14 protein-coding genes are annotated in these 13,988 nt (G+C 31.8%); 7 read left to right on the top strand and 7 right to left on the bottom strand.

Features of this window, described 5'->3' with window-relative positions:
* The first annotated feature begins 117 nt into the window (after positions 1-117).
* Positions 118-1,134, top strand: a complete 1,017-nt coding sequence (gene fbp, locus ACTS9J_RS00400) for a class 1 fructose-bisphosphatase (protein WP_416410395.1) — start codon at positions 118-120, stop codon at positions 1,132-1,134.
* 73 nt (positions 1,135-1,207) lie between these two features.
* Here fbp and ACTS9J_RS00405 read toward each other — a convergent pair whose 3' ends face one another.
* The 5 genes from ACTS9J_RS00405 to ACTS9J_RS00425 form a co-directional block, all read right to left on the bottom strand.
* Positions 1,208-2,779, bottom strand: coding sequence for a G-D-S-L family lipolytic protein (locus ACTS9J_RS00405; RefSeq protein WP_286495448.1), 1,572 nt, complete (start codon positions 2,777-2,779; stop codon positions 1,208-1,210).
* 7 nt (positions 2,780-2,786) lie between these two features.
* Positions 2,787-4,019: an OmpP1/FadL family transporter gene (locus ACTS9J_RS00410; protein WP_221854422.1), complete on the bottom strand. Its 1,233-nt coding sequence runs from the start codon at positions 4,017-4,019 to the stop codon at positions 2,787-2,789.
* 138 nt (positions 4,020-4,157) lie between these two features.
* Positions 4,158-5,369, bottom strand: a complete 1,212-nt coding sequence (locus ACTS9J_RS00415) for a BaiN/RdsA family NAD(P)/FAD-dependent oxidoreductase (protein WP_416410393.1) — start codon at positions 5,367-5,369, stop codon at positions 4,158-4,160.
* Positions 5,370-5,438: 69 nt separating this feature from the next.
* Entirely contained in the window at positions 5,439-6,275 is an 837-nt protein-coding gene (locus ACTS9J_RS00420; protein ID WP_125349926.1) for a universal stress protein, read from the bottom strand.
* 107 nt (positions 6,276-6,382) lie between these two features.
* A complete protein-coding gene (locus ACTS9J_RS00425) occupies positions 6,383-7,210 on the bottom strand; it encodes a universal stress protein (protein WP_114998314.1) in 828 nt (275 codons plus the stop codon).
* A gap of 165 nt (positions 7,211-7,375) precedes the next feature.
* Between ACTS9J_RS00425 and ACTS9J_RS00430 the strand changes: the two genes are divergently transcribed.
* The 3 genes from ACTS9J_RS00430 (at position 7,376) to ACTS9J_RS00440 (ending at position 9,527) form a co-directional block, all read left to right on the top strand.
* Positions 7,376-7,882 carry an acyl-CoA thioesterase gene (locus ACTS9J_RS00430; protein WP_114998316.1) on the top strand — a complete coding sequence of 169 codons (507 nt, stop codon included), beginning with the start codon at positions 7,376-7,378 and terminating at the stop codon, positions 7,880-7,882.
* A 4-nt stretch (positions 7,883-7,886) separates the two neighbouring features.
* Positions 7,887-8,942, top strand: a complete 1,056-nt coding sequence (thiL, locus tag ACTS9J_RS00435) for a thiamine-phosphate kinase (protein WP_125349928.1) — start codon at positions 7,887-7,889, stop codon at positions 8,940-8,942.
* 195 nt (positions 8,943-9,137) lie between these two features.
* On the top strand, positions 9,138-9,527 hold the full coding sequence (locus tag ACTS9J_RS00440; RefSeq protein ID WP_114998319.1) for a hypothetical protein: 390 nt from the start codon (positions 9,138-9,140) through the stop codon (positions 9,525-9,527).
* A gap of 354 nt (positions 9,528-9,881) precedes the next feature.
* Here the strand turns inward: ACTS9J_RS00440 and rpmA are convergent, their stop codons facing one another.
* Both rpmA and rplU read right to left on the bottom strand, forming a co-directional pair.
* Positions 9,882-10,139 carry a 50S ribosomal protein L27 gene (gene rpmA / locus ACTS9J_RS00445; protein WP_038334883.1) on the bottom strand — a complete coding sequence of 86 codons (258 nt, stop codon included), beginning with the start codon at positions 10,137-10,139 and terminating at the stop codon, positions 9,882-9,884.
* A 43-nt stretch (positions 10,140-10,182) separates the two neighbouring features.
* Entirely contained in the window at positions 10,183-10,488 is a 306-nt protein-coding gene (gene rplU, locus ACTS9J_RS00450; protein ID WP_188319372.1) for a 50S ribosomal protein L21, read from the bottom strand.
* Between the two features lie 176 nt (positions 10,489-10,664).
* Between rplU and ACTS9J_RS00455 the strand changes: the two genes are divergently transcribed.
* The 3 genes from ACTS9J_RS00455 to ACTS9J_RS00465 all read left to right on the top strand — a co-directional run bounded on the left by ACTS9J_RS00455 (position 10,665) and on the right by ACTS9J_RS00465 (position 13,921).
* Positions 10,665-10,904, top strand: coding sequence for a FeoA family protein (locus ACTS9J_RS00455; RefSeq protein WP_038334874.1), 240 nt, complete (start codon positions 10,665-10,667; stop codon positions 10,902-10,904).
* The gene (gene feoB / locus ACTS9J_RS00460) at positions 10,904-13,003 is read left to right on the top strand and encodes a ferrous iron transport protein B (RefSeq protein ID WP_416410387.1); all 2,100 of its coding nucleotides are present in this window, start codon (positions 10,904-10,906) and stop codon (positions 13,001-13,003) included. Before ACTS9J_RS00455 ends, feoB begins: the two co-directional genes overlap by 1 nt.
* A gap of 303 nt (positions 13,004-13,306) precedes the next feature.
* On the top strand, positions 13,307-13,921 hold the full coding sequence (locus tag ACTS9J_RS00465; RefSeq protein WP_114998328.1) for a helix-turn-helix domain-containing protein: 615 nt from the start codon (positions 13,307-13,309) through the stop codon (positions 13,919-13,921).
* Positions 13,922-13,988 lie beyond the last annotated feature (67 nt).

A 13,988-nucleotide genomic window follows, 5' to 3' on the forward strand; every position in this document is an offset into this window, starting at 1 on the left:
AATTAAAATAAAAAATAAATTTGAATAATGATTTTCACGTATTTAGATTAATTTCAAACGTTTGAAATGATATAAAATTGAGTTATTATTCCGATATTTGACCAGCAAAACATAATTATGAATACAAATTCTCATCAAACTCTTGGAGAGTTTATCATAGAAAATCAAGCAGATTTTATTTACTCATCCGGAGAATTATCTAGATTACTGAGTTCTATTAAATTAGCTACAAAAGTTGTTAATTATAAAGTAAACAAAGCAGGACTTGTAAATATCTTAGGCGAATTCGGAAATGAAAATGTCCAAGGAGAAAAACAACAAAAATTAGATGTTTTCGCAAACGATACGTTTATCGAAACGTTGTCGCAACGCGAAGTTGTTTGTGGTATTGCTTCGGAAGAAAACGAAGATTTTATCGCGATTCAACCTTCAAAAAATTCAAAAAACAGTAAATATGTTGTGTTGATTGATCCACTTGACGGCTCATCAAACATCGACGTAAATGTTTCTGTTGGAACAATTTTCTCTATCTACCACCGTGTTTCTGAACCTGGAACACCTGTTACAAAAGAAGATTTTTTACAACCAGGTAACAAGCAAGTTGCTGCGGGATATGTGATTTACGGAACATCGACAATGTTGGTTTACACAACAGGAAATGGTGTAAATGGATTTACATTAAACCCAGGAATCGGAACGTTCTATTTATCTCATCCAAATATGTGTATTCCAGAAGATGGACACATTTATTCAGTTAACGAAGGTAATTATGTAAAATTCCCTCAAGGGGTTAAAAATTACATCAAATACTGTCAGGCAGATGAAGAAGATCGTCCTTATACTTCTCGTTACATTGGTTCTTTATGCTCAGATTTTCACCGTAACATGCTGAAAGGAGGAATTTATATTTATCCTTCTGGAACAAATAATCCGAACGGAAAATTACGTTTACTGTACGAATGCAACCCGATGGCTTTTATCGCAGAACAAGCAGGAGGAAAAGCTTCTGACGGTTTCCAACGCATTATGGATATTGAACCTACAGAATTACACCAACGCATTCCTTTCTTTTGCGGATCGAAAAATATGGTCGAAAAAGCAGAAGAATTTATGCAAAATAAAGAATTGAAATAATCATTTCTAAAAAATATAATCAAATAAAAAATCCGCTCATCGAGCGGATTTTTTTTGTTATCTAAACATTCAATTAAGGAATTGCAATACCTGGATAATTTCCTGGGTAAACGTGTCTTAAAGTTGAATGATATTTTTGGTTGATTGCATCAGCAAACATATTTGCGACAATTGCATATCCAGTTCCAGTTAAGTGAACTCCATCTAATGAGAACGCTCCACCAGAAACGAAAGTTGTTGTATATGTTTGTCCGTAATATTTAATCCCTGATTGAGAACTTAATTTTTTCATTTCAGAATATGCATCAACTAAAGCTAAATTATAAGCAGTTGCTAACTCCGCAATTGCTGCATTGTATTTAACTACAGCTGCTTCTGCTTTCGCAGTTTCTTTTGCTGTTAATACATAATTATCTGTCATTGGATAACTAACACCTACTACTGATAATTTACCAGCTTTCTCTTGAGTTAACCCTAACTTCATTAATTCTGCAACTCTATTTGTGTCAACTTTTCCAATTACAGATGAAGAAGTCAAAACCAATAAATCTTTTGCTGTTGCTTGACGAGCTTGTCCATAAGTAATTCCAAACAAAGTTGCAGTACCAGTATCATATCCTGCTTTAATTAATGCAGCAGTAATCGTTGTTGATAAATCCGCTAAATCTTTATCTTTAATTACTACAGCACTTGCAGCAGTCTTAGAAAAAGAAATTTTTCTTTCTGAAGCACCAACTGCATCAAATACTTGATTTAATCCTGCATAAGTTGCATTCAATTCATCAATCATTGGTGCAAAACTTGGATTTGCTGGTGATAAAGGTGCGTATGGAACCGTTGTAAAATATGGAATAGATGTTACAGAAGGAATATTTGCAATAACTCCTTTTGCTCCTACCGATGTTAATGCTTTTAATCCATCATTAATTGTAGATTTTACCACATTTACATTAGAAATATCATTACTTCCATAAGTTCTTGGATCAACATTATTTGTTTCATTATGATCTACTCCAACTCCTCCAGATGTTGCATAACCTAATACATCATTGTTCCCAATCCAATAAGAGAAAAATGTTGGCTTTTGAGCAACTGCATCTGCAACTACAGAAGTTGTCGCACCACTTGCAAAACGTACAAAATAAGGATTCGCTGTTGCTGGATCAGTTTTTAAGCCTGCTGGATTTCCATAACCTGGCGCAACTAAATGATAAGACTTAGCACCTGGAACTCCCATATTTTGAAACTTTCCTTTATCTGCTAAGATATCTAAAGCTCCACCCGCAGCACTTGGAACTGGTGTTAAAGCTCCATTTACAATTTGTAAATTCAATTTACCTGGAAAACCTGGTAAATCAGTAAATCCACCTGTATCATTTGACATATATGGAATTTTAAATTCTCCTCCTCCTGCAGCTTTCATCAATCCAGCTAACATGTTTGGGTAAGAATTTTCTTGTCCAGATTTGTACAATGCATTATCTCTATAACCAGAAGTTAACGAGTTTCCTAATGCGATATATGTAGAAAAGTTTGCTTCACCAGCAGAAACTTGAATATCTTCAATTGGATGTTCGAAATCTTCGCTACAGTTAAACATCGTAGCAGCTAATGCAACTAATACTATTTTATTTAAGTGTTTCATTTTTGTCTTATTTTAAGTTGTACGATACGCCTAAACCAAAGTTTATAGCACGCATTTTAACATCTCCAGAGAAGTTTTGTTGAATATTATCAATATGTCTTTCGTCTCCTTTTACATATGATCCAAATAAATCAACATTAAATCCTGACTCGAATCTAAATCCTAATCCAGCTGAAACTGAATTTAAGTTAGAACTTGGTGTTTCTGATGACCAATAAGCTGATGGCACTGGTGATTTATCGTGATAATAACCAACACGTCCAACAATCATCTCGCTGAAAGTATACTCAGCTCCAAAACGGAATAATGTATTGTCTTTCCAGTTTTTCGTAGAAGATGATGTGTAGAAAGTATTAGAAGCATCATTATATAAATTGATATCTAAACTTTTATAACGTGTCCAGTTTTGCCAAACTACATCTCCAAAAAGTTCTAATTGTGGTAAAACTTTGTAAGACATTCCAAATGTAAACTCTGATGGTAATGGTAAAGTTGTATTCCATTTATCTGTATTAAAAGGCACATTAGATGCAATTCCAGAAGGAACATTCGACCATGTAACATCACCTTTGTTTGCAGAAACATCTACATTAGAACGGTACGCAATTCCAACTCCAAATTTATCTGTTGGCTTGAACATTGCTCCAACATTAAATCCTAAACCATGAGCATCTTTATCCTCTAATTTAAGTTTAATATCATTTCCAGCAACTGTTTGTACTTTCTCTAATTTAGCTGTTCCGTGTGTATAAATGAAACCTACACCCAAACTAAACCAATCAGAAAAACGATATGCAACCGTTGGCTGAATATTGAATGCTTTCAAGTCAATATGTGTAATATTTGCTTTGTTTTGCCAATCTTCTGGCCACGTAACCGAACTACCAAAAGGTGTCGTAACACTCAATCCAATTGCTAAATCATCTACAGGCTTGTAACTAACTGCCAAATACATTGGTGTTCCTAATTTACTATCTGTTTCTGCTTTTTGTAACGTCATTGGATCTTGCCATTTTACGTCAGTTTTTACACCAAAACCTCCGACAGCAATACTCAATTTACTATCAACAAAAGCTAAACCTGCAGGATTATAAAACGCAACACTCGCATCGTGAGTTTGTGTTGCAGAAGTTCCCCCCAATGCTGCTTGGCGAACTCCTTGTAAAGCAACTCGGTATCCACCTGCAAATGCAGAAGAAGATAAGCCGATTAATGCTAAGGTTAAGAAAATTTTCTTCATATTTTTTGTTCGTTTTTAATAATTCCTTTAAACAAAAATAACATAATTTTATAATAATGTTATGTTAACATAATAAATTTTGAAAAAATCTTTATTCTTAAGGCTTTCAGCCAGAATAACATTCGTGTAAAATATACACTATTGATAAATTTCTTTGATTTTTTCAGATATAATATAACCTTCAGACCAACACGCCTGAAAATTGAATCCACCTGTTATAGCATCAATATTTAAAACCTCTCCAGCCATAAACAATTGTGGGATTTTTTTTGCTTGCATCGAATGAAAATCAATTTCTTTCAAATCGACACCGCCTGCCGTTACAAACTCATCTTTGAAGGTACTTTTTCCATTAATTTGGTATTTTCCTTGCGTCAATTCTCTTGCAATTACTTCGATGTGTTTTTTCGATAAATCTGCATAAACCTTGTTTTCATCTACATTACAATAGCTCAGAATACTAAACCAAAAACGCTTCGGAAAATCGAATGGATTATTTTTATGCACATTTTTCTTAGCATCAACTTGTTTTTTATCATTCAAAAATGAAATGATTTCGTCTTTAGATTGATTTACAAAATTGATTTCAGTTTCGAATTTATAATTGCTTTCATTCAATTTTAAAGCACCCCAAGCCGATAATCTCAAAATCGCTGGTCCACTAAATCCCCAATGCGTAATTAGTAACGGACCTTCTTCTTCTAATTTTTGTTGATTGATTTTGACTTCAGCATTATCGAAAGAAATTCCCATCAATCCTTCAATTCGAGGATCTTTGCAATTAAACGTGAATAAAGAAGGAACTGGTTGAACGATTTTCAAACCTATATTTTTCAAACTTTTCCAAAATTTAGGCGTACTTCCTGTTGTCACAATCACCGTTTCGAAAAAATGTTTTCCTGATTTTGTTATCAATTCATAACCACCATCAACTTTATTAATTTCTTGCACACCGTCTGAGAAATTAAGCTGAACTTTATTTTTATCAACCGCTTTTGTCAAAGCCTCTATAATCGAAAGTGAAGAATCGCTAACTGGAAAAATACGGTTATCGTCTTCTATTTTCAATTCTACTCCGCGCTCATCAAACCAAGCCATTGTATCACCCGGTTGAAACGTGTAAAAAACACTTAATAATTCCTTTCTTCCACGCGGATAAAACTCGACCAAATCAAGCGGATCAAAACATGCATGCGTAACATTACATCTTCCTCCGCCCGAAATGCGTACTTTTTGAAGCGGTAAATTTGCTTGTTCAAACAATATAGTTTGTTGTCCTACAGTTTTTCCAAGGTTTGCAGCAACAAAATATCCTGCGGCACCACCTCCTACTATGGCTATTCTTTTCACGAGACAAAGGTAAAGTTTTATTTTTAACAGAATTTTTGATAAAAAAAGGAAATGTTTTCACATCTCCTTCTAAACTTTTTGTTCATGAAAAACGAACAAAGGTGTAATATTTTTATTTGCAATTTTCTTTGTAAATCCTGGTGAAAAAATCTTATCAAAAAACCCTTTATTGCGGCTTACAACCGTCAACAAATCTATTTGTTTTTCCTTAATGAAATCCAACACTGCATTTACAGGATCTGCATCATGATAAACTTCGAATACAATTGGATCTCCAGCAAACTGATCTTGCCAATCTTTCATCGCTTGTTCATTAAACTTTCCGTCTTTCGAAACGTGCATACAATGAATTTTTGCATGATGACGATTAGCAATTTCAATCAAATATTTCAACGCATCTTTATCTTTTTGATCAAAAACAGTAGTAAAACCAATATTTTTAAACCCTTTGAAAGACATTCCGTGCGGAATACTAAGAATTGGAACTTTCATCGACGTAATCGCATTTATCGTATTCGAACCGAAAAGCATTTTTTCTATTCCTGAATTTCCGTCCGTTCCCATCACTACAAAATCAACGCTTTCTTCTCCAATAATTTCACGTAAAATATATAAGAAATTTCCTTCTTCTAAGATAAATTTGATTGGAATTTCATTCAAATCATTTTCAACAGCTATTTGTCTTAATTGCGGAATATTATCTTTGAAGTTGTCAAAACTTCCTAATTCTACCGTTTCATATACATTCTGAATCAATCCAGCACTCAAACTTCCTGTAATCATTGGCAATTCGTAAACATGCAACACATAAACTTGTGCATCGATACTTTTTGCAAGATTTAGTGCATATAAAAAAGCGTTATTAGCTGTTTCTGAGAAATCTGTCGGGAACAATATTTTTTTCATCTTTTCGTGTTTTGTACTCAAAAGTTACGAATAATTTTATTTCAACACGAAAAAAGCTCAATCTATTTCTACAGATTAAGCTTTTTGTATATTCAGTATAAATTATCTTATTCGTGGAAAACAAACAAAGGCACGTTGTGTTGTGTCAAAATTTTCTTTGTAAAACTTGGTGAAAATAATTTCTCGAAGAAGCCTTTGTTACGGCTAACTACTGTCAACAAATCAATTTTTTCTTCTTTAATAAATTCCAAAACTGCATCTACAGATTCATCCGCAGTATAAATAAAAAAATCTACAGGTTCATCTTTATAATATTCTTTCCAATGATTAAGCGTCGGAATATCGTAATTTCCATCTTTCGAAACGTGTAAGCAATGCACTTTTGCTTTATAGCGATAAGCAATTTCGGTTAAATAATCTAAGGCTTTGCGGTCTTTATCTTGGAAAATTGTCGTAAATCCAATATTATTTATTCCTTTGAATTCGTAACCATTTGGCACGCTCAATACCGGAATTTTAAGATGTTTTATTGCATTCATCGTATTCGAACCAAAAAGGACTTTATCAAATCCTGTATTTCCAGTCGTTCCCATTACTACAAAATCCACTTTTTCATCTTCGATAAATGTTGGCAATACAAACGAAAGCATTCCTTCTTTTACGAAAAATTTCAAATCAACATTTGCAAAACCATTATCCTCAGCCATTTTTCTCAAGAACGGAATATGATCTTTTAAATTCTCGAAATTATTTAATTCAATTGTATTATAAACATCTTGCAAAATACCAGCATCGATTCCTCCACTTACCATTGGATACTGAAAAGCATGCAAAACATATAATTCTGCATTTTGATTTTCGGCTAAATTTAACGCATACAAAAACGCATTATTTGCTGTTTCTGAAAAATCTGTTGGAAATAATATTTTTTTCATAATCTGTCTGTTTAATAGCTTTTTAAAGATACAAATTATTAAATATCTATATTTTAATTTGATGTTAAATCTTATTGTTTTTTATTATTTACGATGATTAAAAATATTATCATTTTCGTATAAATAGTAATCCGTAACTTTGTACCTTAAATAATTTTTCAATTCATGAATAATAAATATTTTCAAAAAACCATTATTCGATGGTCAGATTTGGATGCTAATCGCCATTTAGCGAACGCTTCGTATATGAATTTTACAAGTTTTGCACGTATTGCTTTTTTGAGAGATTATGGCATTTCGATGAAAAATTTGGAGGAATATGGAATTGGACCAGCTATTTTGCACGAACAATTTTCTTTTTTTAAGGAAGCTATGGAAGGTGAAGAAATTTATATTTCGGTAGAAATTGGTGGAATGTCGGAAGATGGAATGATTTATCAATTTATTCATAATTTATATAACCAAGATGGTGTACATCTTTGCCATTCTGAATTGACAGGTGTTTGGTTTTCGATGTCGAAAAGAAAAATGCAAGCACCACCAACAGAAATGTTAGAAAATATTAAAAAATCATTTGAAGGACAAACCGTCAAAACAATGTCGAAACAGGACATTATCAATTTACCTTTTCGTTCAGAAAATATAGATCCTTCAATCTTTACTCAAAAATAAAATCATGTTAGAAGATAAAAACGTTTCAAAAACAAGTTTAGCCGAAATTGGAGAATTTGGTTTAATTAACCAAATCAAAGAAGGTTTTCCAATCAAATTAGAAAGTTCTATCAAAGGAATTGGTGACGATGCGGCTGTTCTTGATTATAAAAAAGAGAAAATTGTGGTTTCTACTGATATGTTAGTAGAAGGCGTAAATTTTAGCTGGTCGTATATGCCTTTACGTCACTTGGGGTACAAAGCGGTTGTGACGGCAATTAGTGATATTTTGGCGATGAATGCTATTCCAAAACAATTGTTGATTTCGATGGCAATTTCGAATCGTTTTACGATAGAAGCTGTGGACGAAATTTACAACGGAATGAAATACGCTTGCGATAAATACAATATCGATATTGTGGGAGGCGATACAACTTCTTCTGTTAGCGGACTTGTTTTGAGTATGACTGCAATTGGCTCGGCTCCAGAAAAAGATTTGACTTATAGAAATGGTGCGAAGGAAAATGATTTGGTTGTTCTTTCTGGAGATTTAGGTGCTTCTTTTCTTGGTTTGCAAGTTTTGGAACGCGAAGCGCAAGTTTCAAAAGTGAATCCTAATAATCAACCAGATTTCGAAAATTATTCATATTTAATTGAACGTCAATTAAAACCTGAAGCGCGTTTGGATATTATCAATCTTTTGAAAGAGTTGAAAGTTAAACCAACTTCTATGATTGATATTTCGGACGGATTATCTTCTGAAATTATTCATATCTCAAAAGAAAGTGGTGTTGGAATTAATATATACGAAGAAAAAATCCCGTTAGATTCTGTTGTTATTCGCACAGCCGAAGAATTCAAAATCAATCCAATCACATGTGCTTTAAGCGGTGGAGAAGATTACGAATTATTGTTTACAATTGATCAAAAAGATTTTGAAAAAATCAAAGGAAATCCACATTTAACGGTAATTGGTCATGTAACTGGTAAAAACGAAGAAAACTATTTGATTACTCGTGGAAGTGAGCAAATGGTTCCATTAACTGCACAAGGTTGGGGAGTTGAAACGGAAGAAGAATAGGTTAATGAGATAATTCGCTAATTAAAAAATGTGATCCTTAAACGAGTTCAGATGACTTAACGAATTATCAAAACAAAACGTGTCAAGCTGATTTCATTTCAGCTTCTCTTCAAAATAATAAAATCAAAAAGCATTCAAGAAATTGGATGCTTTTTTAGTTGAAATAAGTTGTATTTTAGATTTTATAAAACTTCGATGAACACAGAAAAACTAACAGAGTTAATAGGCGATTTAACTATTTTTGATTTGAATATCGATTTCAAAAATAAATCAATTATAATGAATCTTGGTTATTTACCTTTTGAAAAAAATGCAATTAAGAAAATTACTTTTAATGATGTTTTTTGGCAAGATTTCTCTAGTTTTCATAAAGAAAATATTCAAGGTTCGATAGAATATACAAATGATTTCAATATTTTTCTTGAACATAAAAAAGATTATATTGAAAAGAATATAAAGTATTTACCAATTGATTTTTTAGAAACTCTAAAAAATAATCAACATCATTATTATTATTCTAAACCAACTCTCGGCTTTGAATTTTTAATTATTACTCAAACAGAAATTATTATTTCAGATTTATAATATCAAAAACATACAAGAAATTGAGTGCTTTTTTAGTTGAAATAAGTTGTATTTTAGATTATTATTAAAATTATGTCTAAAAAATCAATAAATAACACGCTATTCAAAACAGGAATTGGATTGATATCTTTATCAATTCTAATGTTTATTTATGCGATTGCAATGTTTTCTTCAAGAGGAAATTACAACAAATTTGCTATAAAAATTTCTGAAATCTGTCTCGTATTTTGGTTTCCAATTTTAATTATTGGAATCATTATTTTTATAATTGCTTCAATATTAAAAAACAAAAAAAGCTCGAACCAATAAGTTCGAGCTTTTATATTGTTAGCATTTTCGCTGTCAAATTATCAATTAAGATAATGGTTCAACTGAAACGTAAGATCTATCGTTACGTTTTTTAGTGAAAACTACTTTTCCGTCAATTAAAGCGAATAATGTGTGATCTTTACCGATTCCTACATTATCACCAGGATGATGTTGAGTACCTCTTTGACGAACAATAATGTTACCAGCGATTGCTGCTTGTCCACCAAAAATTTTAACACCTAAACGTTTCGAATGTGATTCACGACCATTTTTCGAACTTCCGACCCCTTTCTTATGTGCCATTTCGTTTTGTTTTTAAGAGTTAATAATTAATCTCTGCTCAATCTTAACCGATTGAAGCAATTTCAATTTTAGTGAATTGTTGACGATGACCGTTAGACTTTTGGTAACCTTTTCTTCTTTTCTTTTTGAAAACGATTACTTTGTCTCCTTTCACGTGTTCAACGATTTTAGCTACTACGGTAACTCCGTCTATAACTGGGGCGCCGACAGTGATTGCTCCGTTATCTGTTAATAAAACACGGTCGAATTTTACTTCGTCACCTGCTTCACCAGCTAAACGGTTTACAAACAATTGTTGGTCTTTTTCAACTTTGTATTGAAGCCCTGCTATCTCTACAATTGCGTACATAAATTAATGTTTATAAATGAAAATTGAGTGCAAAGATAATCAAAATTTTGAATTTAGATACTTGAATTCATTGAAATTTAATTAGAAAGATAAAAAAACTATGACATATCTTCTATTTGGATTAATTAAAAATAAATATCTTTGCATCTAGTAAAATCATAGATAGATTGGTAGAAATGGTTGAAAATTATTCTTTAAAAGATTTAAAAATTGGTGAACAAGCAGTTGTAACTGGATTTAGTACAGAAGACATACCTGCTAAGTTTTACGAAATGGGCTTTATTCCAGGAACAAGTTTATTGGTAAAAAATAAGGCTCCGTTTGGTGGTCCTATTTGCATTAGTATCATCTCTAACAAGTCTGTTTTAGCTTTAAGAAGAAACGAAGCCGATAAAATTTTGATAACAAAAAAATAATGAATCATTATAAAATTGCCTTAATTGGTAACCCAAATGTTGGTAAAACTTCGTTATTTAATAAATTAACAAATCTTCGTCAAAAAGTTGGGAATTACCCAGGTGTGACGGTAGAAAAACGTGAAGGAAATATCGAACGTAACGGAAATAAATTTCTAATTACAGATTTTCCCGGAACGTATACAATTTATCCAAGCTCTTTGGATGAAGAAATTGTTCTCAAAACTTTAGGAGACAAAACCAATAACCATTACCCAAATTTGGCGGTTGTTGTTGGTGAACCATCTAATCTAAAACGATCGATTTTGTTGTATCAACAAGTTCGAGATTTAGACGTTCCTGCAATTTTTGTCATCAATATGAAAGATGAAATCAAAAGCAAGGGACTTAATATTGATTTGAAAAAGTTAGAAGATTTTCTTCAAACAAAAATATACTTAACAAACGCGCGTACAAGCGAAGGAATTGATGAATTAGTAGAAGCTTTTACAAAAGACGCAACTCCATATAATCGTCATTACGTAATTCCAAAAGAGTATCTTTCTATTGTAGAAAAAATCAAGAATGAATTTAATCTTAAATCTGATTATTTAGCTTGGCAATATCTTTCACAGAAAGAAGTTCCGTTCGAATCGAAAGAAAATTTAAGTAAATTAGATACAATTAAAAAAGAAAATTCTATTGTTTCGAAACGATTACAAGTCAAAGAAGCCTTAGATCGAAATAAAATTTTAGAGGAAAAATTAAACGATATTATTTCGTATAATTTTGACGGAAATGAAACCTTAACCGATAAAATTGATAAAACATTGATTCATCCAATTTTTGGATACATCATCTTTTTAGGAATTTTATTATTAATCTTTCAAGCCGTTTACACATGGTCTGCACCATTAATGACAATGGTCGAAGATTTATTTGGTTGGATTGACGAAAAAGCAATTAGTTTAATTCCCGAAGGTCCTATCAACGAAATCATTGGAGGTGCAATAATCCCAGGTATAGAAGGGATTGCCGTTTTCGTTCCGCAAATTGCCATTTTGTTTTTATTCATTTCAATAATGGAAGAAACGGGCTACATGAGCCGCGTGGTTTATTTAATGGACAGATGGTTAAAACCATTTGGATTAAGCGGAAAAAGTGTCGTTCCATTAATTTCTGGTGTTGCCTGTGCCGTTCCTGCAATCATGTCTGCGCGTAATATCGAAAATGATAAAGAACGTCTATTAACGATACTTGTAACGCCTTTTATGACGTGTTCGGCTCGTTTACCAATTTACATCGTTTTAATTGCTTTAGTAATTCCCGACGAACATATTTTTGGATTAAGTTACCAAGCTTTGGCGTTATTTGTGATGTACATTTTAGGTGTTTTAGGCGCATTAGGAAGTGCTATTTTATTGAATTTAATCATTAAAGCAAAACATAAAAGTTACCTAATTTTAGAAATGCCAACGTACAAACTTCCTGATTGGAAAAATGTTGGAATTAATGTTTGGGAAAAAACGTTAGGATTTTTAGTTGATGCGGGTAAAATCATATTTGCAATTTCGATTATTCTATGGGTTTTAGGAGCTTTCGGACCTGGAGAACAATTCAAAAATGCAGAAGAAATTGTAACTGCTCATCATCCAAAAATGAATGAAGAAGATTTAGCAAATGAAATTGCTTCTTATAAATTAGAACATTCTTATTTGGGTAGATTAGGTTCAGTTATAGAGCCAGTTGTAGAGCCATTAGGATACGATTGGAAGATGGGAATTGGTTTGATTTCGTCATTCGCTGCGCGTGAAGTTTTTGTCGGAACAATGTCAACGGTTTACAGTTTAGGAGAAGTTGATGTAGAGGACAATGGTCAAAAAGATCGTTTACTTCATCGTATGAAAAATGAGATCAACCAAAACACAGGAGAACCAGCATATAACCTCGCTACAGGAGTTTCATTGTTGTTATTTTATGCATTCGCAATGCAATGTATGAGTACAATTGCGATCGTAAAACGCGAAACAAATTCTTGGAAATGGACATTGATTCAGACAGGGTTTATGACAGGTTTGGCATATGTAGTTGCATTTATTGCATATCATTTTTTAAAATAATAGTATGGACAATATTTGGATACAATATATTTTTATCGCTTTCCTTTTCGGATTTGCAGTTTGGTATGTTGTAAAATTAATTAGAAACTCATTTAGTTCAAAAGGAGGCGGATGCTCAAAAGGCTGTGGTTGTTCTCCAAGCAAAGATGAATTTCAAAAAAAAGGCTAACTCTTAAAAGTTAGCCTTTTTTATTTCAAAATTTCGGAGTATTTTTACAAATAGTATAATCATTGAAAATCAATTATTTTAATGATTATCAATTGGTTTTATTTTATTAATTCGGAATATAAATTTTACAAAAAATGGAAACTTGGTTAATCATTTTATTATTAATTTCAGCGATAATTATCTTAGGATTAATTATTTACTTTGTTTCCAAAAAAACTAAACAATCAACTGAGATTTCTGTCGAAGAAATAAGTTCTGTAAAAGAGATTAAAGAAATTCCTTCTGAACCAATCAAAGAAGAGGTTACAAATAAAATCATTTCTCCAACTCCACCAACAGAGGTTATGATTGAAGAAAAACCAACGAATAACCTTAGCATTTCATCTAAAACCGAGAATGACTTACTTCGAAAATTAGAGTTATTTGAGAAGAATAAAGGCTTTACTAAGAAAGATATTAACCTTGCTTCATTATCAAAACAATTTGAAACGAATACAAAATATCTTTCTGAAATCATTAAAACTCATCGTCAAAAGCAATTTAATTCTTATTTGAATGAATTGAGAGTAAATTATATCGTCAATCGACTTCAAAATGAGCCGAAATACATTAACACGAAAGTAAGCTATTTAGCAAGTGATTGCGGATTTGCTTCTCATAGTACTTTTACAACAACTTTTACTCAAATCATGAATGAATCTCCTTCTGCTTTTATAAAAAGAATTAAAGAGGAACAAAAAAATTCATAATTACGAATTAATGAAGTTTATATAATTGAATTTAAAATATATAAACAATTATATTTGTTTTATTTTT

The sequence above is a fragment of the Empedobacter sp. ULE_I140 genome, from assembly GCF_053482575.1.